The organism is Blautia sp. LMAG:89, from assembly GCF_008679485.1.
Classification (GTDB): Bacteria; Bacillota; Clostridia; order Lachnospirales; family Lachnospiraceae; genus Blautia_A; species Blautia_A fusiformis.
Map to the genome: position 1 here is coordinate 24,691 of NZ_NANC01000007.1, position 23,732 is coordinate 48,422.

The 23,732-nt window shown below is 44.7% G+C and carries 22 protein-coding genes and 1 tRNA gene; 4 read left to right on the forward strand and 19 right to left on the reverse strand.

Features of this window, described 5'->3' with window-relative positions; all coding sequences use genetic code 11:
* Positions 1-179 precede the first annotated feature (179 nt).
* Positions 180-1,385, reverse strand: a complete 1,206-nt coding sequence (locus tag CCC70_RS09885) for a zinc ribbon domain-containing protein (RefSeq protein WP_287084758.1) — start codon at positions 1,383-1,385, stop codon at positions 180-182.
* Between the two features lie 812 nt (positions 1,386-2,197).
* On the opposite strand from CCC70_RS09885, the gene CCC70_RS09890 reads away from it, so the two are divergent.
* The 3 genes from CCC70_RS09890 to CCC70_RS09900 all read left to right on the forward strand — a co-directional run bounded on the left by CCC70_RS09890 (position 2,198) and on the right by CCC70_RS09900 (position 3,824).
* Positions 2,198-2,638, forward strand: coding sequence for a hypothetical protein (locus CCC70_RS09890; protein ID WP_287084759.1), 441 nt, complete (start codon positions 2,198-2,200; stop codon positions 2,636-2,638).
* A gap of 110 nt (positions 2,639-2,748) precedes the next feature.
* Positions 2,749-2,822: transfer RNA gene (locus CCC70_RS09895), tRNA-Pro, on the forward strand.
* Positions 2,823-2,927: 105 nt separating this feature from the next.
* Complete coding sequence (locus tag CCC70_RS09900; RefSeq protein ID WP_287084760.1) at positions 2,928-3,824, forward strand: LysR family transcriptional regulator; 897 nt, start codon at positions 2,928-2,930, stop codon at positions 3,822-3,824.
* A gap of 163 nt (positions 3,825-3,987) precedes the next feature.
* Here CCC70_RS09900 and ilvC read toward each other — a convergent pair whose 3' ends face one another.
* The 3 genes from ilvC to CCC70_RS09915 form a co-directional block, all read right to left on the reverse strand.
* Complete coding sequence (ilvC, locus tag CCC70_RS09905; RefSeq protein ID WP_059086364.1) at positions 3,988-5,007, reverse strand: ketol-acid reductoisomerase; 1,020 nt, start codon at positions 5,005-5,007, stop codon at positions 3,988-3,990.
* Between the two features lie 96 nt (positions 5,008-5,103).
* Entirely contained in the window at positions 5,104-5,601 is a 498-nt protein-coding gene (gene ilvN, locus CCC70_RS09910; RefSeq protein ID WP_021652933.1) for an acetolactate synthase small subunit, read from the reverse strand.
* Positions 5,602-5,765: 164 nt separating this feature from the next.
* On the reverse strand, positions 5,766-6,806 hold the full coding sequence (locus CCC70_RS09915) for a tyrosine-protein phosphatase (RefSeq protein ID WP_118369108.1): 1,041 nt from the start codon (positions 6,804-6,806) through the stop codon (positions 5,766-5,768).
* A 153-nt stretch (positions 6,807-6,959) separates the two neighbouring features.
* On the opposite strand from CCC70_RS09915, the gene CCC70_RS09920 reads away from it, so the two are divergent.
* Positions 6,960-7,904 (forward strand): AEC family transporter, encoded by a 945-nt coding sequence (locus CCC70_RS09920; protein ID WP_287084761.1) that lies wholly within the window; start codon positions 6,960-6,962, stop codon positions 7,902-7,904.
* A 182-nt stretch (positions 7,905-8,086) separates the two neighbouring features.
* On the opposite strand, the gene CCC70_RS09925 is transcribed toward CCC70_RS09920, so the two are convergent.
* The 15 genes from CCC70_RS09925 to rnr all read right to left on the reverse strand — a co-directional run bounded on the left by CCC70_RS09925 (position 8,087) and on the right by rnr (position 23,701).
* Positions 8,087-8,896, reverse strand: coding sequence for a Cof-type HAD-IIB family hydrolase (locus tag CCC70_RS09925; protein ID WP_015526778.1), 810 nt, complete (start codon positions 8,894-8,896; stop codon positions 8,087-8,089).
* Positions 8,897-8,913: 17 nt separating this feature from the next.
* A complete protein-coding gene (locus CCC70_RS09930; RefSeq protein WP_022426517.1) occupies positions 8,914-10,182 on the reverse strand; it encodes a M18 family aminopeptidase in 1,269 nt (422 codons plus the stop codon).
* 84 nt (positions 10,183-10,266) lie between these two features.
* Positions 10,267-11,325, reverse strand: a complete 1,059-nt coding sequence (locus CCC70_RS09935; RefSeq protein ID WP_287084762.1) for an FUSC family protein — start codon at positions 11,323-11,325, stop codon at positions 10,267-10,269.
* Between the two features lie 224 nt (positions 11,326-11,549).
* Positions 11,550-12,824, reverse strand: coding sequence for a peptidoglycan-binding protein (locus tag CCC70_RS09940; protein WP_287084764.1), 1,275 nt, complete (start codon positions 12,822-12,824; stop codon positions 11,550-11,552).
* An 80-nt stretch (positions 12,825-12,904) separates the two neighbouring features.
* Positions 12,905-13,729: a hypothetical protein gene (locus CCC70_RS09945; RefSeq protein ID WP_287084765.1), complete on the reverse strand. Its 825-nt coding sequence runs from the start codon at positions 13,727-13,729 to the stop codon at positions 12,905-12,907.
* A 157-nt stretch (positions 13,730-13,886) separates the two neighbouring features.
* A complete protein-coding gene (gene rseP, locus CCC70_RS09950; RefSeq protein WP_287084844.1) occupies positions 13,887-15,164 on the reverse strand; it encodes an RIP metalloprotease RseP in 1,278 nt (425 codons plus the stop codon).
* 10 nt (positions 15,165-15,174) lie between these two features.
* Positions 15,175-16,317: a 1-deoxy-D-xylulose-5-phosphate reductoisomerase gene (dxr, locus tag CCC70_RS09955; protein WP_015526782.1), complete on the reverse strand. Its 1,143-nt coding sequence runs from the start codon at positions 16,315-16,317 to the stop codon at positions 15,175-15,177.
* 11 nt (positions 16,318-16,328) lie between these two features.
* Positions 16,329-17,123 (reverse strand): phosphatidate cytidylyltransferase, encoded by a 795-nt coding sequence (locus tag CCC70_RS09960; protein ID WP_287084768.1) that lies wholly within the window; start codon positions 17,121-17,123, stop codon positions 16,329-16,331.
* Between the two features lie 3 nt (positions 17,124-17,126).
* A complete protein-coding gene (locus tag CCC70_RS09965; RefSeq protein WP_118753198.1) occupies positions 17,127-17,834 on the reverse strand; it encodes an isoprenyl transferase in 708 nt (235 codons plus the stop codon).
* Between the two features lie 66 nt (positions 17,835-17,900).
* Positions 17,901-18,452 (reverse strand): ribosome recycling factor, encoded by a 552-nt coding sequence (frr, locus tag CCC70_RS09970; protein ID WP_015526785.1) that lies wholly within the window; start codon positions 18,450-18,452, stop codon positions 17,901-17,903.
* A gap of 43 nt (positions 18,453-18,495) precedes the next feature.
* On the reverse strand, positions 18,496-19,191 hold the full coding sequence (pyrH, locus tag CCC70_RS09975) for a UMP kinase (protein ID WP_021976283.1): 696 nt from the start codon (positions 19,189-19,191) through the stop codon (positions 18,496-18,498).
* A 14-nt stretch (positions 19,192-19,205) separates the two neighbouring features.
* Positions 19,206-20,231 carry a hypothetical protein gene (locus tag CCC70_RS09980; RefSeq protein WP_287084770.1) on the reverse strand — a complete coding sequence of 342 codons (1,026 nt, stop codon included), beginning with the start codon at positions 20,229-20,231 and terminating at the stop codon, positions 19,206-19,208.
* 150 nt (positions 20,232-20,381) lie between these two features.
* A complete protein-coding gene (locus tag CCC70_RS09985; protein ID WP_287084771.1) occupies positions 20,382-20,873 on the reverse strand; it encodes an acyl-CoA thioesterase in 492 nt (163 codons plus the stop codon).
* Positions 20,874-20,927: 54 nt separating this feature from the next.
* Entirely contained in the window at positions 20,928-21,398 is a 471-nt protein-coding gene (gene smpB / locus CCC70_RS09990) for an SsrA-binding protein SmpB (RefSeq protein WP_021652954.1), read from the reverse strand.
* Between the two features lie 11 nt (positions 21,399-21,409).
* Positions 21,410-23,701 (reverse strand): ribonuclease R, encoded by a 2,292-nt coding sequence (gene rnr, locus CCC70_RS09995; protein WP_287084772.1) that lies wholly within the window; start codon positions 23,699-23,701, stop codon positions 21,410-21,412.
* Positions 23,702-23,732: the final 31 nt, after the last annotated feature.

The following is a 23,732-nucleotide window of genomic DNA, read 5'->3' on the forward strand; positions in this document are numbered from 1 at the left end:
TCTTTTTTTTACATAACTTCGAATACTCTTATCCGCTGTCTCGGCTGTGCCGGAGCTTCTGGCGGAAATTCTTGGCCGACTCTTCCTTATGATAAGGGAGACACGACAGGCGGTATTCAACCTGTCAGCATCTGCCTGTAGCAGAAGCTGAGTTGTGCTCTCGCTCTATAAAACAGTGGTCATACCACTTGTTTTCCAAACTGAAGAATACATTTATGGCTCAGGTTTCTGGCACTGTTCAGGCTTCGGCTTCCTCTGTGCCCGTTCTCACAGATATATTCATCTGTTTTGCGGTTTGCGGTCTTAACTGGCGCACCGCAGACAGAACAGGTTTCGGATATCCCTTTTGCATAGGTTTCAATGACCAGAATGCCGTTTTTCCATGCTTTATAGGGCAGATTGCTCCTAATCCCGGAGCTTAGATGCATAGTGCTCCAGTTTCCTGATCCGATCATCACATAGTCTGTGTATTCTTTTTTGTATTTTGGAAGGACGATCAGCGAAACCTGCTTTTCCAGGCAGAAGCCTATGATCTGTGAACTAATCTCATGGGCATAATGCTCCGACAGATGCTTCAGATGCATCCAGTATTTCCTGTTTTCTCCGGGCTGTTTTTCCCCGCCGAGAGATTTCCGGGCTTTCTCGATTTTCTTCCTGATCTGATCGCAGCGATGCGTATATTCTTTTCCGCCGCCCCAGAATTTCACATCTGTTTCCTTCCCTGTGCCGTCACATACTGTCCCCACAGCAAAAACATCTCCGTTTGTAAACTGGATGGCACAGATCTTCCGCCCTTCCTGGATACGCTGCTTTACTGTTGCAGTGTCTGCTGTAAATTCCTTCACGGGAACATGCAGCATGAAATATTTCTTCTCAAAGGTTACTGAGGGTGACATCAGCTCTGCTTCTGTGGGAAATTCTCTGCCATACAGTCTGCATCTCATCCATTTCCACTGTTCTCCTGTCCATACCTTCAGTGTGATTTCCTTATAAGAAAAATCTCTGTACATTCCTTTATAATAGGTAACTGCTGAATGAAGCTTTTCTGCTTTCCTCCCCGGAATGGACTTTTGCCTGGATATGTGACTCTTTGCTGCGGCTATAGCACTGTTTATCGCAGCCCGCCTGAAATACAATGGGACTTTTTCCCAGGGAAGGGGATTCTGGGGAACCTGCTTGTCTCTTCCCATAATAGTCAGAACTTCCAGGGCCCGAAGAATTTTCTGGCTCCCCAGTTCTCCCAGTTCCTCATGAGCCAGCAGAAGATCATAATAAAAGCTTTCAATTTCATTATAGAAATCCTGGGTTTTCCTGAGCCATTCCGGATGTCCGCAGCAAAGTCGGAGTCTTCTGGTTGTTATGCTGTAGCCTGTATTGGACGGCATGTTCTCTTCCTTCCATTTATTTATATAACTTATCCAATATTATTATCTTGTCGCTTAATGTTAGATTAAGCGACAGTAATTTTTTTGGATTATTCTGTTGTTTGATCCAAGATTTTGAACCATATGTAATGATAACATCCGCTTTAATGCTTGTCAAGCGATCTGAAACTGCCATAGCTGTCCAATTATGTCGTTTTTTGTGCCGTTTTACGCAACTTTTTATATATCAGAGAAAGAAAAATACATATCAATATATAAAAGTGGTCATGATAAGTGGTCATGATAAGTGGTCAGATGTATAGTCCCAGGGACCTGTATTTTGCGGGAAATATCAGGATTCTTGGTATAAGATTCATGGTCATAAGTGGTCAGCTTTTGTGGTCAGAAAAATGGCGAATTCCCTTATATACAGGTTTTTTCAGGTCCTGTCGCTTAATCTAACATTAAGCGGCAGTTTTCACATTCTCTTCATTTTCCTTTCACACAATGCACACATTTTTTTACTATATTATTAACCGTAGATAGCAAATGCAAATGCTAAATAATCTTTTTCTTTTTCATACTTTTTTGCCGGGAGTCTGCACAACTCCCGGCCTCCTTTTTTTGTTCTTCAGGCAGTTCGCCTGCATTTTCTATTATTAAAGATATAAAAATATCTCTTGTTTTTTCCTCTTTCATATATTATACTAACTAAGAACTCATTGTTCCTGTCCAGTTTGTTCTTTGATAATTTCATAGACTTCACACTCGAAACATGATACAATATCCGCACAGAGAAATATGCGGTACAGTTTTTATGGGAGGATGCGCATATGTTAGATCAGAAAGATTTGGAATTATTAGCCGGTATGATAAACCCGATCAATGTCCAGCTGGGCAATATAAATAATCGATTAGATGGTATCGACGCCAGACTGGATGCTGTGGATGCTCGTCTCGACGGTATCGACGCTCGTCTCGATGCTATGGATGTTCGCTTCGACGGTATCGACGCTCGTCTCGATGCTATGGATGTTCGCTTCGATGAAATAGATGCCCGCTTCAACCGGGTAGAAAACAGACTTGAAATGATCGATCTGAAATGTGATACCAACAGAAAACGCCTGGACGACCTTTCACTGGATGTTAAGCTTGCAGAACGGGATATCCGAAAAGATATCAAGAATTTACAGGACACAACAGAAACTCTTGTTGTTGTACTTCAGGGAAGAGGTATTTTACCTGACCCGGGTAACACAATACAGACAGTCTGAGCATATCATGTGAAGAGTGTGAAGCCTATGAAAGTATCAAGGGACCACACTCTTTCTCCTCAAAAAATGGTTGCATTTTCAATTCATTTATGTTATAGTTGTATGCGTTGCGGGGTATGGCGTAGCTTGGTAGCGCGCACGGCTGGGGGCCGTGAGGTCGCAGGTTCAAATCCTGTTGCCCCGATTGAAAATTATAGATATTATAACAGCTAAGGTTTCCGAGGTCTGATGACTTCGGATTTTTTTATTACCTTTATTACCTTACTATTTTTCGAAAGGAAGGTTTTACATGCAGGATAATCTGTCTCTTTATCATATTTTTTATACGGTAGCACGTACCGGCAGTATCTCCCACAGTTCCCGGGATCTTTATATCAGTCAGCCCGCTATCAGCAAGGCGATTCAGAAGCTGGAGCAGAATCTGGATACCGTTCTTTTTAAACGAAGTTCCCGGGGTGTCACTCTGACTCCGGACGGTGAGCTTCTTTTTGAAAAAGTAAAAGAAGCTCTTTCACTTCTGGATGAAGGAGAAAATTCCATTCGCCATAACCGTTCCCGGGACATTCCAAAGCTGCGTCTGGGTGCCAGTTCTACTCTTACCAGATATGTACTGCTCTCCCACCTGAAAAACTATATCGCTCGTTTTCCTCATGTACGTATCACAATTTCCTGCCAGTCTACTTATCAGACTCTGCAGCTTCTGGATGAGGAAAAAATCGATCTGGGACTCATCGGACGGCCGCAGAAGCTTCGGGGATATTATTTTCAACCTCTTTTGAAAATCCAGGATACCTTTGTCTGTACACAACAGTATCTGGAAAACCAGAAACAGCTCTATCCGGATGAACCTCTGATTCAGGCAGCAACTTTCATGATGCTGGATGAGGACAATATTACACGTCAGACCGTGAACACTCAGCTGAAAGAACATCATGTGGAATTAAGTCATATTCTGGAAGTAACAACTATGGATCTTCTGATCCAGTTTGCGGAAATTGGTCTTGGGATTGCATGTGTGATCCGTGATTTTGTAAAAAAAGAGCTCGAAGAAGGAACTCTGGTGGAAGTACCGGTAGGATTTTCTTTTCCGCTGCGTGAGATCGGGTTTGTATGCAGACAGAAAGATGCTGATTCGGCTTTGATCGCGCCATTTTTTGATGATGAAACAGAGCATCCGGATAAATAAAGGAATGTAAAAAAATTCCCATCTGATCATTGCGACCAGATGGGAATTTTAAATTTCAAAAAAGTTTCCTGCCACTGTATTACGTGTGTGACTTTTTTGACTCAAACTTCGCTGCGCTTCGTTCGAGTAGCGCAAAATTTATTGCACCTGCAATAAATTTTGCTTAGTTATTAATAAGCTTGTCCTCGCCGTTCCAGCTGTAGAGTTTACGGATCTCCTCGCCAACTTTCTCAGACTGATGCTCAGAAGCTAATTTTCTCATAGCCTTGAAGTGTACCTGTGCACCTGCATCGGACATGTCGAGTAAGAACTCTTTTGCGAATGTACCATCCTGGATATCGGAAAGAACTTTCTTCATTGCTTTCTTTGTATCCTCTGTGATGATCTTCGGTCCTGTGATGTAATCACCATACTCAGCTGTATTGGAGATAGAATATCTCATTCCGGCGAATCCTGACTGATAGATCAGGTCAACGATCAGTTTCATCTCATGGATACACTCGAAGTATGCGTTTCTTGGGTCATAACCAGCTTCAACAAGTGTCTCGAAACCAGCCTGCATAAGTGCGCAAACACCACCGCAAAGTACAGCCTGCTCACCGAAGAGGTCTGTCTCTGTCTCTGTACGGAATGTTGTCTCAAGAACACCTGCTCTTGCTCCGCCGATTCCAAGTGCATATGCAAGTGCGATATCCTGAGCTTTACCTGTAGCATCCTGCTCTACAGCGATCAGACAAGGAACACCTTTACCAGCCTGATACTCGCTTCTTACTGTATGTCCAGGTCCTTTCGGCGCGATCATTGTAACATCAACATATGCTGGTGGTTTGATGCATCCGAAATGAATGTTGAAGCCATGAGCGAACATAAGCATGTTGCCTTCCTCAAGGTTCGGCTCGATATCCTTCTTGTAAAGTGCAGCCTGTTTCTCATCGTTGATCAGGATCATGATGATATCTGCTTTCTTAGCTGCTTCAGCAGATGTATATACCTCGAAGCCCTGCTCCTCAGCTTTTTTCCAGGATTTGCTTCCTTTGTAAAGACCGATGATTACATTACATCCGGACTCTTTAAGGTTCAGTGCATGTGCATGTCCCTGGCTTCCGTATCCAATAATCGCAATTGTCTTACCATCTAATAATCCAAGATTACAGTCTTCCTGGTAAAAAATCTTATTTGCCATTTTACTTTCCTCCTCTGATGTTTACAACATCTTCTTCATAAAAATTATTTATCGTTAAGAGAGTAGCTGCTCTCCTAGCAAACATATGTAAAAAATTTACAGGTAACGGACATCGTCACTGCCTCGTGACAGACCTGTGATTCCTGTTCTTGCAAGCTCAAGGATCTCATAGTCAGCCATCAGCTCCACAAACGCCTGCAGCTTGTTCTGGCTTCCGGTCATCTCCATAATAAGAGAATCCTTACTTACATCCACCACCTTGGCACGGAAGATATCTGCAACAGAAAGAGCTCCCTGTCTCTGTTCCGGCTTCACAGCAACCTTGACGAGCATCAGCTCACGGGCAACGCTGTCGTCCTGTTCAAGGACCTTAACATCCCGTACATCTTCCTGCTTCGCCAGCTGCTTAGTGATCTGCTGGAGCATCTGATCATCTCCCTCACATACAACTGTCATACGGGAATATCTCTGATCTGCAGTCACTCCTGCGGTAATGCTGTCAATATTATATCCACGGCGGCTGAAAAGACCAGCCACACGGCTAAGGACTCCGGAGGTATTATCCACAAGGATGGATAGTATTCTCTTTTCCATAATACACCTGCTTTCAACACTTTTATGTATAGAAAACCGACTTCGTCAGTTAACGCTTTAATCTAATAAACCCTTGCTTTCTTACCATTATAACAACTTCGAAAATTTTGTCAATCAAAATTTCCTGCAAAATTCCTTCAGGATGATAAGAAATGTTTTTATCCTCAGATCAGATATTTTTTCTTAAGCTCCTCGGATGCCTTTGGTGTCAGATAAAGTTTTTTCCGAAGGAATCTTTCAATTCCTCCGTTTTCTTTTTCGATGACATCAAAAACTGTATTGATATAGGACTCCTTCACCTGATAGAAGGCTTTCAGATCTGCAAGCTTCCGGCTGTTTTCCGGCCGGTCTGCCCGGTAAAGCCTGCGCATATATTTCAGTTCATCTTCCAGACATAAATTCGACCGCATATAATCCCTTCGTATCGTTTCCTTAGGTACACCCAAAGCAAAGAGCAAAAGTGCTGTTCCGACTCCTGTCCGGTCTTCTCCTGTGGCACTGTGAAAAACAACAGCTCCATTCTTTACATGAAGCAGGACATCCAGAAAACGTGCATACTGCTTCAGAGAATACTCATCCGTAACGAAATTCCGGTACCAGTCCTGCATATACCGGTCTACATCACCATAGCAGGACATCACATGTTCAAAAAAGCTGTTTCCACTGCTGTCCTCATCCCGGATTGGAATGTGATAATACTCCACTCCTGCCATGATATCATCCGGTTTTTTCTTTACTTCTGCAGCTGACCGGAAATCGATCACTGTTTTTACATTATATTCTTCTGAAAGGATCCGGTTGTCTGCAGCAGAAGCATGATAGATTTCTCCGCTGCGCAAAAGTTTTCTGGGAAGAATATGCGAACCGTCTACTGTCATCAATGCACCCAGATCTCTTGTATTCGGAAGATTCTGAAGCGGAAGCCTGCTTCCTTTTGGAAAACCAACCGCAAGATCCGGATTCAGTACTTTAAGAAGCTGAAGGCAATCCTGTACCTCCTGCTCTGTCATATCAAATTTATAACGCTTCTGACGTCTGGTTATGATCACCAGATAATTGATGATCAGCTGCTTTTCACCGGTTTTATCGGTTCCCTCACGGCGCATGTACGCCCAGAGAATATCTTTACACGGAAGACTGTTGAGCATCATATGTCTGGTAAACACAAAAAAGCCATCTTCGATCCGTATTTTTCCGTATCTCATTTTCTTTCCTTTCTCCTTCTCAACCCCTGTGCTGCTTTCTTCGCAACACTTTTTATCATACCAGAAATCTCCAGTCCCGTATACCTCGTTTGACAATTTTCGTAGTTTGGATATAATAAACAGAGAAATTTTACCACAGGGAGGCTTTCTTTTATGGACAATCTTATTTTCTGTCTGAATGTTACCGTGCCCATCTTTTTTACACTGCTCCTGGGATATTTTTTCCGGAAGATCGGACTGTTTGATGAAACATTTGTCAATCGTATGAACAAATTTGTGTTTGTCATCCCCCTGCCTGTGCTTCTGTTTCAGGACATCGCTAAAATCGATATCTATGAGGCCTGGGATCCCAAGATGGTTCTTTTCTGTTTTGCGATCACATCGCTCAGTATTATGATCTCCGTGCTCCTGTCCCGTTTTCTCCACCCTTCCGATATCCAGGGCGAGTTTATCCAGGCATCCTACCGCAGCAGCGCAGCGATCCTTGGTATCGCCATTATCCAGAACCTTTACGGAAATGCAGGTATGGCACCACTGATGATCATTGCCAGCGTCCCTCTTTACAATGTAATGGCTGTTGTAGTTCTCTCTCTCTTTAAACCAGGTCAGGGAAAAATAGATGGTACCGTTCTGAAGCGCACTTTAAAGGGAATTGTCACCAATCCCATCATTCTCGGCATTGCAGCCGGTACACTCTGGTCCCTTCTTCGTCTTCCATTTCCGAAGATCCTGGACTCTACGGCAGGCAATCTTGCAAAAACCGCCACTCCTCTTGGCCTCATGGCTATGGGCGGATCTCTGCACTTCGGAAAAGCCTTTTCCCGGCTGAAAGCATCTGTTGCCTGTACATTTATGAAACTTGTCGGTTATGAAGCACTTTTTCTTCCTCTTGCCATCCGTTGCGGTTTTACAAAGGACAAGCTGGTTTCCATCATTATCATGCTGGGGTCTGCCAGCACCGTTACCTGCTTTGTCATGGCAAAAAACATGGGACATGAGGGCTCTTTTTCTTCGGGAGTCGTGCTTCTTACCACATTATTCAGTGCCTTTACCCTGACACTCTGGCTGTTTATCTGCAAAGGTCTGGGACTGATCTGATATTGCAGCTTCTGCATATTATCTACCCGAAAAAATCTGTAACATAAAATGCTGTAAGAACTATGATTTCTGGTTCTTACAGCATTTTTTTATAAAAGCATATTCACATAAAGCTATCATTTCTGATGTGGATGTTTCTGTTCTTACAATCTCATAGCCTACAAAACAAACGAAGCATTCTCTCAGATCAGCTTCAGATATTTCAAGCCATCCCGAATGCCGTAGTGGAACATATCAGACGTAACATAATCTGCCAGTTCTTTGATCTTCGGAGAAGCATTTCCCATGGCAACCTTTGTTGCAGCGTATTCAAACATGGCAAGATCATTGTTGCTGTCTCCAAAAACAACGGTATTCTCCCACGGAATATCAAACAGGCGGATCACAGCTGCGATCCCAACAGCCTTGTTAAAGCCCTTTGGCACCAGTTCAATGGTATTTCCCACAAACGAACTGCTGCCTTCATGGCGGATGATATCATAGTATTCTGATAAAATGGATAACGCTGCCTCCGCATCACATCCCTCCGTCATTTTTGCACTGATCTTATTGATCCGCATACAATCCTCATTTCCACGGATAGGCCTCCATTTATCGCCCAGGGATTCTGTGATCAGACTGGCATACCAGTTCACTTCATCGGTATACTCCTCTTTGTCATAATACATAAAATCCGCGCCTTCCATTACCGGGATCAGTCCGTATTTTCTGAGAACCTCCACAGAAAGCTTTGCAACCTCCGGCGTCATCTCTTTATTAAAAAGTCTCTTCCCGTCCTTCTCAATGGTGGATCCGCAGGCACTGATCATTCCCGTAAAAGGGATCTGCTCCAGATACCAGGATACAAACGCACGACTTCTTCCTGTGCAGAGCCACGCTTCATGTCCGTTATCTACCAGCGCACGGATGGCTTCTATGGCACTGTCCGGCACTCCTTTTTTCATATCACAGACTGTTCCGTCCGCATCAAAAAATACTGCTTTTCTGCTCATTTTCCTGTCCTCCGATATCACCTGTAAAATACCTTTGCCGCACGGATCAGGCTTTCCGTATCTTTCACTCCGGCTGTTTCATAAGCGGAATGCATCGCCAGCTGCGGCAGACCGATATCGACCGTATTTATGGCTGCCTGGGTATTGGAAATATTTCCCAGAGTGGAACCACCGGCAATATCAGAACGGTTCACAAATGTCTGATATGGCACATCTGCTTCTCTGCAGAGTTCCTTAAAGATTGCTGTGGAAATCCCATCGGTACAATATTTCTGATTGGCATTATATTTGATCACAATTCCACCATTCATCACCGGACGGTTTACAGGATCTGCCTTGTCTGTATAATTCGGATGTAATGCATGTGCATTGTCCGCAGAGATCATAAAGCTCTCTGCAAGGGCCATCAGATAACTTTCCTGATCTCCGCCAAGGGCCAGATTGATACGAAACAGTACATCTTTAAGAAATGTGGATGCAGCTCCCTGCCTGGTAGTGCTTCCCACTTCTTCATTATCCAGTACACAGTGGACTGCAATGACCTTCTTCTTATCTGCCTGAAGAAAGCCTTCCATTGAAGCGAAAGCACACTGCAGATCATCTAATCTTGGACTGGAAACAAATTCATTCCTGGATCCCCAGATCGTTCCGGGCATCCGGTTATAGAGAAACAGATCATGGCCCAGGATATCCTCCGGACGGATCTCTGCCTCTTCTGCCAGCATCCGCATGAAGTTGCCTTTTTCGCCACTGCCACTGTACAATGGAAGCATATCCTTCTGGACATTATAATGATAGCCTCCGTTAATATCTCGGTTCATATGGATCGCAAGGCTCGGGATCATGACCAGATCTCTATCAATATCTACAAGCTTTTCCAGAATTTTTCCGTTTTTGTGGACGATCATGCGGCCTGCCACAGAAAGGGGACGGTCAAACCAGGTAGAAAGGATCATTCCTCCATACCGCTCCACATTCAGCTTCACATAAGCTCCGTTTACAGACATCTCCGGATTTTCTTTTATTTTAAAAGACGGGGAGTCACTGTGACTTGCAATGATATGATATCTCCTGCAGTCATTGACAGGAATGGAAAATCCGATGATCGCGGAATGATTTCTCATGACAAAATATTTTCCGCCCTTTTCCAGCTCCCAGCGCTCCTCTTCCTTCAATTCTGTAAAGCCTTCCTCCAAAAAACGTCTTCTTGTTTCCTCTGCCGCCTGAAAGGCTGTAGGACTTTTACTGATAAATTCCAGCAGTTTTTCTGTTGTTTCTTCGTACATAATCTTCTCCTCTGTCGGCCCGGTAATATCCAGGCTGTTATGCTATTACCCATTATACGGCAAAACTTTTTTCAGGGCAATATCTCAGATTTCTGCACTCTTTCGTACCCACATATGCTGCACAAGCTTATCCCCAAGCTTATTTATGAGCATAGTATAAATTGAACTAAATACATTGGCTCCAATACGGAGCAGCACTGCTGCCGGCATTCCAAACAGTCCTGATGCAATGGACAGTGCTCCAAATGTATTAAATGCAGTCTGCCACGCATAACCTGCGGAATATCCCACACCGATTCCTCCGATCATTCCAATATAGGGATACATAGATTCCGGAAGTATCAGATAAAGCACTGCAAACAGAATACAGCCAACGATGTTGAACATAGCTCTTTTTCCGGCTCTTCCCCTGCAATCCGCGGTAAACGGCAGACACACGGACATACAGGCAATTCCGGCCCACATTGCTCTTGGGAGTCCCAGAAGAGACATGATCAGCATAGCGCTGGAAACGATCAGCGTCAGTCTTAAATACCACCTGCCTCTTGCGGAATGCAGATCAAATTCCCGGAACAGGTCCAGAAACGTCCTGCGATACGGGCGGTTTTTCTGATTCTTATAAAAAACTACCATGCAGAGAACCATTCCGGCCAAAAGCCCCTCTACACGAAGCAGATACGCCTTTCCGGTTACGTCATATCCCATCAGAAGCAGATATCCGAGAACAAATGTGGAATGGTTATACATAATTACATTATGGCATCCCAGGATCATCAGTAACAGGATGCTTATCGCATTAACAAAAAATGCCGGTACCGGTGAAACCATATTGGATAATCTCGGTCCTGCGATCAGAATACAGAAAATCCCGGCAATGGACAACAATCCGTGGGACGTCCGGATCCCGAAATCCGCCTGTCTTAAAACCAGCACTGCCAGCAGTACGGTTACTCCTACAACACTGTTGTCATTGCCGGTTATCTTACTGTACAATGTCACAACCGCCACACAAAATGCCATGACAAGATACACTTTAAAATTATAGATCAGAATATGCCTTCTTTTCTCCTTTTTGTCTGTGGTATTTCTGATCAGCTGTTTTGATCCGGTTGAGCTTAACTGCAGTTCCTGATAAAATGTCATTTTCATCACTCCTTTTGTAAAGCAGACATTCTCATTTCGCTTTTTTCACATGCTCATAAACGCAATCTCTTTACAATTTACGTTCAAAGATACAAACAGCCATTATACTTGGTTTATTCTGAAACGTCAAACATTTTTTTCTGAAATCATGTTCACGCATTACACTCCCAGCCCCGATCAGATCACTCCGAAAATGGCCAGGAACATTTTTATTATTTTTATATTTACTGTAGCTCCGCTATCCTGGTCACTGCTACATAAATGTCCTGTATCTTATACCAGGTTGGATAATCCACCACTCCGGATGCAGGAAGCCCAAATATATTCTGGAATTTTTTTACAGATGCAGCAGTAGCCGGACCATAAATACCATCCACGATCACTGACGGGATGGCAGGATAGGCTTTTGCTATGGCATTAAGCTGTTCCTGGATCTGCTGTACCTTTTCTCCGGTAACACCGATAGTCAGGTCATATCCCGGCCAGGATGCGGGAATCCCGGAAACTGCTTCCGCCACATTGATATACATATCGTTTCCATAGAAGCTCCGCAGGATCTCAATGGCGGAATATCCCTGATCTCCCAGAGCTTTGCTTCCCCACTGGGTCATCCATCCCCGGTCCCTGCACTGCACCTGGCGTCCGTCACAGTACTGGGTCAGGATCGGCTGACGCACATTCGGTCTGGAAAGGTAGTTTTCAAAAAGTTCATCCACGATCCGGTCGATACTCTCAAAAATATTCCTGCCATAGATCCATTTGTGGTCGTATGCTGTAGAGGACGTAATGGTGAAATCATATCCCTTATTCCGGTACCACTCTGTATAAACTCTGTTCAGAGTAAACGACATAATCGCCAGAACATTGGCACGTATCGTGTCCTCCGGCCAGGTTGCGTAGATCTCACTGCTGGCCACGTTTTTGATATAATCCTTGTATCTTACATAATAATCCTGTGCAGAGGTATCCCCTACCGGCCCGTCATGGACTACGATATATTCCGGGATCACCACTTTGTTTAATACGATCTCGCCGGTTTCATTTATCGGCTTGATCTCTGCTTCTGGATTTTTGGGAGGATATTCCCCAAAAAGTGTATGGGGTCCGATGACGATCCGCTGATAATCCACTCCATTACCCTGCTGTCTGCTAAGGGATGCTCCCTGCCTGGCAATGGAATAGGGAAGAACTTCTGTCCCGGCTATTTCTTTTGGTGTAAAACCCTCTGCACTGATCTGAACTGTGTATTCTGCATAGGGCTGCTGCTCCACCGGTTTCATGCTGTATTCCAGCGGAGGAGCTGCCAGTTCCAGCATCGGCGTTCTTCCGGAGGAATCCGTGTGAACTTCTTCGATCACATTGTCCGGGACTCCTGTGTACGAGATCCGCACTGCAGCATTTTCCACAGGACGGTTACTGGCACTGTCCAGCACCGTCACCTGCAGCTGTCCCTGATCCGGCATATCCTGCTGCATTGAAATATAAGAATGATTTTTCATAAACAGAGGCTCCTTTTTGTGCCTGAAAGCACACTGGTTCTCTGCTAGTATATGTACAAAATCTCAAAATGCCATATCTCCTACTGTGCTTCCTCCCAGTAATCTTCCGCATCCTGAATATCATCAAACTCATCTGCATGATCATAATAAAAATCTTCCGGATCATCATAATCCTGCACATCGTACATATCTTTTCTGTCATTATTCCTGCTGATATTTCCACGGTAAGTTTTTTTCCCGGATGTTGTGGATGAAACAAATTCCACTACACTGCTGACCCGTCCGTTTCTGCAGACTGCCATGAATTTTTTTGCTCCATTGCTGTTATACCACATATATCTGTACTGAATGTCCTGTGTCCTTTTTCCCGGTGTGTCCCGCCAGTAATGTTCTGTTCTTTTCTCTTTTGCCCTTCCCAGAAGCGTAATGTTTATGTATTTTTCTTTCATTCCCTTATATGGCTCATCCTTCTTTCTCATTCTTTCTTCCTCTTCTTTTTCTTTCTGTGCCATATATTTTTTGTATTGTTCTTCTGTATCTTTCTGGGCCTTCCTCAATTCTTCTATATATTTGCTACTGTACTCATCTCCCTTTGGAACATACCATATAAGCTTATACAGTTCCTCAATTCCTTCTCCATTCTGAACAGCATCGCAAAACTTTGCATATTGGATAATATATTCTACATCCTCATAATATCCCGGAAGTTTTTCCAGCAGCTCTATCGCCTCATCATATTTGCCTGCATCCATGCATTCTTCCGCTTTTTCATAACATTCCCTGTTCTGTTTTTCCTTAAATTCCTCATTTTTGATCTGGATTGCCTCTTCTGCCTTTGTAGCCAGAAAAGGAACTGCTATAACAACTGCTATCAATGCCACCAGTATTAAAATATCCTTTTTCAAATTTATATATCCCCCTTTACTCTGATGCCTTTATTATATAATAAATATCTGCACAAAAAAAGTGCTGTATCATCTCCTCACAGATCATACAGCACTTGCTAGTTATTGTTCACTCCGTTCTCAGTAACACTTAATATTTACCTTCTTCCGCCAGATATCAGAATATCTTCAGAATATCATTATACATAACGATAACCATCAACGCCATCAAAAGCATCAGCCCTGCAAAATGGATCATGCCTTCTACCTGACGGTTTACCGGTTTTCTCCGGATCGCTTCTGCCACCAGAAATACCAGCCTTCCTCCATCCAGCGCAGGAAGAGGAAGAAGGTTCATCACTCCCAGGTTTGCAGAAAGAAGAACTGCCATGTTCAGCAAATTCATCCAGATCATCAGCGTTCCCTCACTCTTGGACTGTTCGTAAGTGTCGCCAATGGCATCCACAACACCCACAGGACCACTTAAGTCTTTCATTCCAAGGTGACCGGTCACAAGCTCTTTCAGGCTTAAGATCGTAGTACGGATCATGTATTTCACTTCCACAGCACCATATTTCAGAACATTAAAGCCGGAAGTTTTTTCACTGTATGTGTTATATCCGAAACCGGAAACCGGTGTTCTGTATTCCCTTGGTGTTATCTCTGCCTCATATTCCAGTCCGTCACGCTCATAGGTGATCGTCACAGGTTCATTGGACAATGGATGCTCCTCGATGTATTTTTCATATGCATTTCCGTCCGGAACCTCCACACCGTTGATCTTCGTGATCACATCGCCTACTTCCAGACCTGCCTCTTCCAGTGGCATTCCCTTGATCAGTGATTCCACTGTCATGGAATTTACATCAGAACGGTTAAAGCCAAGAAGATACCGCACATTTACATCTGGTTTATAGGAAATCTCCAGTTCCTTTCCATCACGTTTTACTTTCAGCCGGATGGTATCTCCCTCTTTCAGTTCGTTGAGATACGAATATACATAAAGATCTTTCCCCAGATCAATATGATAGCCCTGATATTCCGTGATCACATCACCCTTTTTCAATCCGGCCTTTTCCGCAGCAGAATTTTGGGTTACTTCTAATACGGTTGCCGGATCATAGCCCATACAGCCTACAATAATCACAGACAAAACAAATGCCAGCAGAAAATTAAATATCGGACCGGCAGCAACCACTGCGATCCTGCCCCACACAGGAGCCGAATTAAAGGTTCCCGGACTGTCATCTTCCGCATCCTCTCCGGCCATGGCGCAGGAACCTCCAAGAGGAAACAGTTTCACGGAATAACGTGTGCCGCCCTTTACCGTACTTATGATCCTGGGTCCCATACCAAGAGAAAATTCCAATACCTCGATGTGATTCTTTTTTGCCAGAAGAAAATGTCCCAGCTCATGGATCAGTATCACAACGCTGAAAATAATTACAGCAATCACAAATCTCAATTTACCACCTGCTTTCGATCCACTGATAAGTATCCTGCTCTACAGAAAGGATCTCATCCAGATCCGGATGTGCGATTTTTTTATGTCTTTCCATAGACTGTGCAATAATCTCATAAATATCCAGAAAGCCGATCTTTTCCTCCAGGAATTTCTTTACTGCAAGCTCATTGGCTGCATTAAAGACAGTCGGCATACTTCCGCCCTCCCGGGATGCCTGGATCGCCATAGGAAGTCCCCGGAATGTCTCCATATCCGGAACCTCAAATGTGATCTCATGAAGCTTCGTGAAATCAAGACGGTCTCCGTCCAGATATCGTCTGTGCGGATAGTACAGAGCGTACTGGATCGGAAGTCTCATATCCGGAGTTCCAAGCTGTGCCATGATCGCACCATCCTTAAACTCCACCATGGAATGGATGATACTCTGCGGCTGCACCACCACCTGAATATGATCCAGATCCATGTCAAACAGCCATTTGGCTTCCATAACTTCCAGCCCTTTGTTTACCAGGGTTGCGGAATCTACGGTGATCTTTCGTCCCATTACCCAGTTTGGATGCTTCAGAGTATCTGCAACAGTGACCCTTCGCAGCTCTTCTGTGGTACGTCCGCGGAAGGGACCACCGGATGCCGTGATCAGAAGCTTGTGGATCTCTTTGTTTTCTTCTCCGTGGATAGCCTGGAAAATAGCGCTGTGTTCACTGTCTACCGGAAGGATAGATACGCCATACTTTTTTGCCATGGGCATGATCAGATGACCGGCTGTGACAAGGGTTTCCTTATTTGCCAGGGCAATGTCCTTTCCGGCACGGATTCCCTCCATGGTAGGACGGATCCCGATCATTCCCACGATCGCAGTGACAAGAATTTCGGATTCCGGCATGGACGCAAGCTCCAGAAGTCCTTCCATTCCGCTGACTACCTTTGTATCCGTGTCCGCAATACGCGTTTTCAGATCCCGGGCTGCTTCTTCATCCCAGACTGCTGCCAGAAGCGGATGAAACTCACGGATCTGCTCTTCCAGCTTCTCCACACTTTTGCCTGCACTGACTGCAACAACACGAAGGTCTTCGTTTTTTCTTGCCACATCCAGTGTCTGGGTCCCGATGGAGCCGGTAGAACCTAAAATTGCAATATTCTTCATTTCAATGTCTCCTAAATTCCAAGAATCGTTTTTGCAAGATAGTAAATAACAGGGGCTGTGATGATCACACTGTCAAAACGGTCCAGGATTCCTCCATGGCCCGGTATCAGCTTTCCATAGTCCTTGATGTTCTGGTTTCTTTTGATCGCAGATGCAGCCAGATCACCCACCATGGAGATCAGAGCTCCAACTGCGCAGATCAAGGCATACTCAGCCATTTTTCCCTGTGTTGCTGCTGCATAGATCACTCCAAGAAGCGCCGCTCCCGCAACGCCTCCTACAGCTCCCTCGATGGATTTCTTCGGGCTTAAAACCGGCGCCATTTTATGCCTTCCGATAAGCATTCCCACACAGTAAGCACAGGTGTCACATCCCCAGGAGCACAGGAATATCAGCCATACCAGGAATTTTCCGTCCGGAAGGCTTCTGGTAAGATAGATAAAGGAAAGCATCACAGCAACATATACAACTCCAAAAAATGCTGCCATCACCTGTTCTGCATGGTATTTCGGATAACCGAATACATAAACAAACAGGATCAGGATCATACTGATGATGATCGCCATTGTTCCGTAATTTCCAAAATCAGCTTTCATGGCAATATAATAAAGCACTGCTCCAAGATATCCTACAAGTTCCAGCACGGTAACATGCTCATCGCTTACCTTCATTACCTTGTAAAGCTCTCTCATTCCGATCAATGAAACAGCCAGAAGTGTAAAAAATAAGATCCAGCTTCCGGAAATGATAGTTGCCAGGGCAATAATGACAAGGACGATACCACTTATCAGTCTTGTCTTAAACATGATCTACTCCTCCTTGACGCCACCGTAGCGTCTGTCTCTCTGATTGTATTTCTCGATGGCTTTGATCAGCTCTTCTTTATTGAAATCCGGCCATGCAACCGGTGTAAAATAAAACTCGGAATAGGCAAGCTGCCAAAGCAGGAAATTGGAAAGCCGCTGCTCACCGCTTGTGCGGATCAAAAGATCCGGATCCGGTACACCTGCAGTATCCAGATAGCTCTCAATCGTATCTTCTGTAATGCCATCCGGCTCAACCTTTCCGTCTTTTACATCCTGTGCCATCCTCTGCATTCCACGGCGGATCTCATCACGGCTTCCGTAATTTAATGCCAGCTGAAAATAAATACCGTCAAAATCTTTGGAATATTCCTCCAGTTCCCGGACACTCTGCTGGATATCCGGTGCAAAGGCAGTAACATCTCCGATGACTTTCATCTTCATATTATTTTTCTTGGAAATCTTGATACATTTCTTAAGATAACCGCGGAACAGTTTCATCAGTGCTTCCACTTCTTCTCTGGAGCGTTTCCAGTTTTCTGTGGAAAAAGCGTAAACCGTAAGATATTTCACCCCAAGGTCTTTGATATCATAACAAATGTTTTCAAGATTGGCGCATCCCTTTACATGTCCGTAGGTTCTCGGCATTCCTCGTTCCTTTGCCCAACGTCCGTTTCCGTCCAGAATGATCGCGATATGATTTGGTACGTTCATAAATCTCCTCCATACAGAAAGAGAGCTTCTTCAAAGAAGCCCTCTCTATCCTCGTATTTCTTACAATTATACAGTCAGAATCTCTTTAGACTTGTTCTCGATCGCCTTGTCAACTTCCTTGATGTACTTATCTGTAAGTTTCTGGATCTGATCCTCAAGCTCTTTGATCTCATCCTCAGAAACATCCTGTTTTGCAAGTTTCTTAAATGCATCGTTGGCATCACGACGGATATTTCTTACTGCAACCTTGGCACCCTCGCCTTTTTTCTTAACGTCCTTCACCAGCTCTTTACGACGCTCCTCGGTAAGCTCCGGGAAAACAAGACGGATCATTTTTCCATCGTTGCTCGGGTTTAATCCCAGATCAGAGCAAAGGATCGCTTTCTCGATCGCTTTGATCATGCTGGATTCCCACGGCTGAATCTGGATCATACGTGCCTCCGGTACAGAAATGTTTGCAACCTGCTGGAGCGGAGTCGGTGCTCCATAATAATCTACGGTAAGTTTGTCAAGAATATGCGGGTTTGCACGGCCGGCTCTGATGGTTGTCAGCTCACTCTCCAAAGCATTCAGTGTTTTTCCCATTTTTGTTTCGTATACCTGAATTCTCTCATCCATTTCACATATCTCCCTGTATGGTTTTTTTATTATTCCCTTTTGATCACACGGTTACCTTTGTTCCGGAGAACTTGCCATGTACGGTATTGACGATGCTGTCCTTTTCATCAAGACCGAATACCAGCATCGGCATCTTCTGCTCCATACACATGATGGAAGCGGTAAGATCCATAGCTGCCAGCTTCTTTGCAACTACTTCATCAATGGAAATCTCATCATACTTCTTGGCATCCGGATTTACCTTCGGATCACTGTCATAGATTCCGTCAACAGCCTTGGCAAGAAGAATGGCATCTGCGCCGATCTCAACAGCACGAAGTACAGTAGCTGTATCTGTAGAGAAATACGGATGGCCGGTACCACCTGCAAAGAATACAACCTTTCCTTCTGCGAAGCTCTCTTCTACAGCATCCTTGGAATAAAGTGTGGTAAATGCACCACATACAAACGGGGTAAACACCTCTGTCTTAAGTCCCACATATCTGCAAATGTCAGACACATAGATACAGTTCATGATAGTAGCAAGCATGCCGATCTGATCCGCCTTGCTTCTGTCCATGGCTCCGCTGGTACGTCCTCTCCAGAAGTTTCCACCTCCGATCACGATACCAACCTGAAGTCCTTCATCCACGATCGTCTTGATCTGTTTGGCAACCTCTGTAACAGTTGCTTCATCAAAGCCTCTCTTCTGCTCTCCTGCAAGAGCCTCTCCGCTTAATTTCAGTAACACTCTTTTCATATGTTTATTCTCCTTTACCATACGCCGGATACAACTTCATTGCCGTCATCGTCAAAAGTTGTGGATACCGTAAACGTATCATAATAATAATAACCTGTCTTACCGGACTCCGGCTCGTCCTCATAATCACTGCCATTTGGGCTGCCGCATGCATTCTCAAGCTCAGACATGGACTGACCGATATATCTTGCTGCTACAGATGCCGGATCATCCTCGCCGGATGGTGCTTCCGTAGGATCCGCATCGGAAGAATCAGAGGAAGCTGGTGCAGATGTTGGATCCGGTGTGGATGTGGAGTCCGAACTGCCGGACGAACTGCTGTCTGTACTGTCTCCATTATCATCAGAACTCTCCGGAGTCGGAGTCACAGCCGTACTGTCTGAAGAATCTGTACTGTCACTGTCACTTTCACTGTCATCCTCAATGCCAAGTCTTGCCTTTACATCCTTCAGGGTAGACACCTCCTTGGTGCTTCCGCTCGCCAGATATGTAGCATATGGGATTCCGTCTTCACCCTCACCATCCATACAAAGACTCAGCTGTGAGATCGTCAGAAGCGGCAGCTGGCGGAAGAAACATTCATTCTGCTCTTCGTCAGAAAATGTAATCCTTACATCAAAGCTTGTTGCTGTATCTCCGTTATCGTCCTTCTGGCTCTTCTCCATATAATAAACAGCCTTGTCGTTGGAAGCCAGTGTGAATTTACCATTTACAAGATCACTTCCCCAGGTCTCATCACTGTCATCGCCATCATCTCTGGTCGGACGGACATAAATTGCAGAAATCGTGGAGTTCATCTTATTGGTAAATACAATACTGGTAGTGGTCTCACTCTTGGTTCCCATTACGTTCTTGATATTTGCTGTTTCATCCGTAGAGGTCTGCATCTCCACCACATCCGTTTTCGCAGCTTCCGTTACCGTCGGGGTTGCCGTTGCCTCCACCTTCTGCTCCGGTGCCACAGAGTTCTTCTTTCCGCAACCGGCTGCAAGCATGCTCGCTGCAAGAATTCCGGCAAGAATCAAATAACGTTTTTTCATTATATCTCCTCCATATAAAATGGTCCTATTCGCTGTCAGGTTTTCCTTTTCTATTATTACAGAGTATCACTTTCTTGTCAACCTGACCGTTCTGAATTTCACAGAATCTTTAGATATTTTAAACTATGTCAAAAATTGGAACAGCTGAGGTCAGAATCCGTTTTCCCTTCGCTGCCTGCGCATATCACGGCGCATTTTCGCAGCTTCATTCCGGGCTTTTTCCGCTTCTGTGGTAATGATCAGTTCCGGTACCTGGATCGGTTTCTGGTCTTCATCTACAGCCACCATCACAAAAAATGCCCGGTTTACAGTATGACGCATGCCATCCGGCCGTTCCACATACGTATCGATCTCAACCTCCATGGAAGTTCTTCCCACATCAGTCACATATCCCTTAAGTACTACGATCTCTCCCTCATAGATCGCATGCTTAAACTGAAGATTGTCCACTGCCGCAGTTACTACCCGATATGTCTCCGCATGACGCATAGCTACCACTCCGGCAACCTCATCCAGCCACTGCATCAGCGCTCCGCCAAAAAGTCTTCCGCCTCCGTTCAGATGCTGCTGCATGATCAGATGAACCTGCTCCGTCATTGATGCTTCTACCGTTTTTTTACGTCTGTCCTGTACCTCTGTCATTTCTCATTCCCCGCATTTTATCATACTTTTATTTTTTCGGTTGAAATCAGCTGATCAATAAAGATTTTTTACTTTAAAGTCCCGCTCCGCTTCTCTTCTCTGATCCTTCTTTGCAATATCCTGGCGCTTGTCGTAAAGCTTTTTACCACGCGCCATGCCAATCTCTATTTTTACCAGACTGTCCTTGAAATAAACCTTCAGTGGTACCAAAGTCAGTCCTTTTTCCTTTAATTTAGCTTCGATCTTATTGATCTCGTAGCGATGCAGCAGAAGCTTACGCACACGAAGAGGATCTTTGTTAAAAATATTTCCTTTCTCATAAGGAGTGATATGCATTCCATATACATAAACTTCTCCGTTTTCCACACGGACAAAGGCCTCCTTGATGCTGCATTTACCGGAACGTAAGGATTTCACCTCGGTTCCTGCAAGTGCGATCCCGGCCTCATAAGTATCCTCGATAAAATAATCATGAAAAGCCTTTTTATTATTTGCGATCAGTTTCATTCCTGTTTTTTTTGCCATTTCGCGCTCCCTCAGTCTTCCTCAGCCAGGACAAAATCCACGGTTTTCAGCATTTTATCCGCATCTGCCACACGGACACGGACCTTCTGCCCAAGGCGGAAGATCCTTCCTGTCATGTCTCCCCGCAGTTCATATGCATCCTGGTCAAATACATAATAGTCATCTCGTAATGTATTGATATGGATCAGTCCTTCCACGGTATTCGGAAGCTCCACATAAAGTCCCCATCCTGTAACGCCGGAAATGATCCCCTCATACTCCTCTCCAAGATGATAGGACATATACTCTGCTTTCTTCAGCTTATCGGATTCTCTTTCCGCTTCGTCTGCACGCCGTTCGCATACACTGGACTGGCGTGCCACTTCATCCAGGATTTCCTTGTAATGCTCGGTACGTCCTTCCCTTACCAGTCGGCCTCTCAGACGGTCATGGATGATCCTGTGGATCTGAAGATCCGGATATCTTCGGATCGGAGAAGTAAAGTGGCAGTAATACTTCGCTGCAAGTCCGAAATGTCCGCTGCATTCCGTAGTATATTTTGCCTGTTTCATGGTACGCAAGGTCAGGCGGCTGATCTGTGCCTCATTGGGCATTCCCTCAATACTTTCCAGGATCTCCTGGATCTCACCAGGCGTGATCTCCTGTCCGGATTTCTGTATGTTGACTCCTTCATTATGAAGAAGCATCAGAAGACTTTCAATCTTTTCCGGATCCGGATTTTCATGAGTTCTGTATACAAAAGGATAATCTCCGGTGCAGTATTCCTGTGCAACTGTTTCATTGGCAAGAAGCATAAAATCCTCAATGATCCTGGTTGCCACATTGGCCTCATAAGGCTGCACATCAATAGCTCTTCCTGCAGCATTCAGGATGATCTTACTCTCCGGAAAATCAAAATCAATGGAACCTCTTGTATGTCGACGACTGCGCAGGATCCCGGAAAGCTCTTTCATCAGGAAAAACATAGGGATCAAAGCTTCATAGCGTCTCTTCGCCACATCATCGGTATCTTCCAGAATATTTTTCACATCTGTGTAACACATACGCTCATCTACACGGATCACTGTTTCTGCGATCTTATGGGAAACCACCTTTCCATTTTCATTAACATCCATCAGACAGCTTAGAGTCAGACGGTCCTGTCCCTGGTTCAGAGAACAGATACCGTTGGAAAGTCGCTCCGGAAGCATGGGAATGACACGGTCTGCAAGATAGACGGAAGTTCCTCGCTTCAGTGCCTCTCTGTCAAGGGCACTGCCGCCCTGAACATAGTTGCTCACGTCTGCGATGTGCACACCCAGATGGTAGATTCTATCCTCCTTTGTCAGGGAAATGGCATCATCCAGATCCTTTGCATCCTCACCGTCAATGGTAACTGTAACAAGATTTCTGAGATCCAGTCTTCCATCCAGATCCGCTTCCTGTACATAATCCGGCACACGATCAGCCTGGCGAAGTACTTTGTCAGGAAATACACTTGGTATGTTAAAGCTCTTCACAATAGCAAGGATATCTGTTCCAGGTGAACGTAAGTTTCCCAGCACCTCTGTGATCTTTCCTTCCGGCTTCCGGTTTCTCGAGCCGTAATCTGTGATCTCTGCAACTACCTTGTCTCCGTCCTTTGCTCCCATGGAGTTTTTTCTGGAAATAAAGATGTCTTTGGAAAATTTGGGGTTATCACTGATCACAAAGCCATAATCACGACTGCTCTGGTATGTTCCCACGATCGAAGGCATTCCCCTTTCCAGAACCTTCAGCACAACACCTTCCTGACGTTTTCCCTCTTTATGTCCGTTCCGTACAAGGATCTGCACCTTATCCTGATGCATGGCGCTTCCCGTGTCATTTTCCGGAATAAAAATATCCTGTTCCTGATCCTCCACTTCCACAAAGCCAAAGCCCTTGTAATGGCCAATAAAAGTTCCCTCCATGAGGGTTCCGTCCTTCTCAGAGAAACGATATTCCTCATGATTCTTCTCTTTGCGTTCTCTTCCCTTACGGCCACGCTCCGGCTTTTCTGCCTTCAGAGCTTCTTTATTCTTTCGTCTATCTCTGCGCTTGCCGGAAACCTTGCTGTATCTTCCTTTATTATCTACTTCAGCCTTGCCCTGGGCGCAAAGCTCGTCCAGCACATCAAAAAGCTCTTTTTTCTCACTCTTATCCAGTTGAAGGAGGGATGCGATCTCACGCAGGCGCATGGGCTTATACAGCGGATCTCCCAGAAGCTCCATTATAAATTTTTTTCTTTTTTCAAAATTTTTCGATCTTTTCACATTTTCTCCTGTTTCATATTTATATTTCATTTTTACCCTGTTATCATTCCGAAGGAAGGTT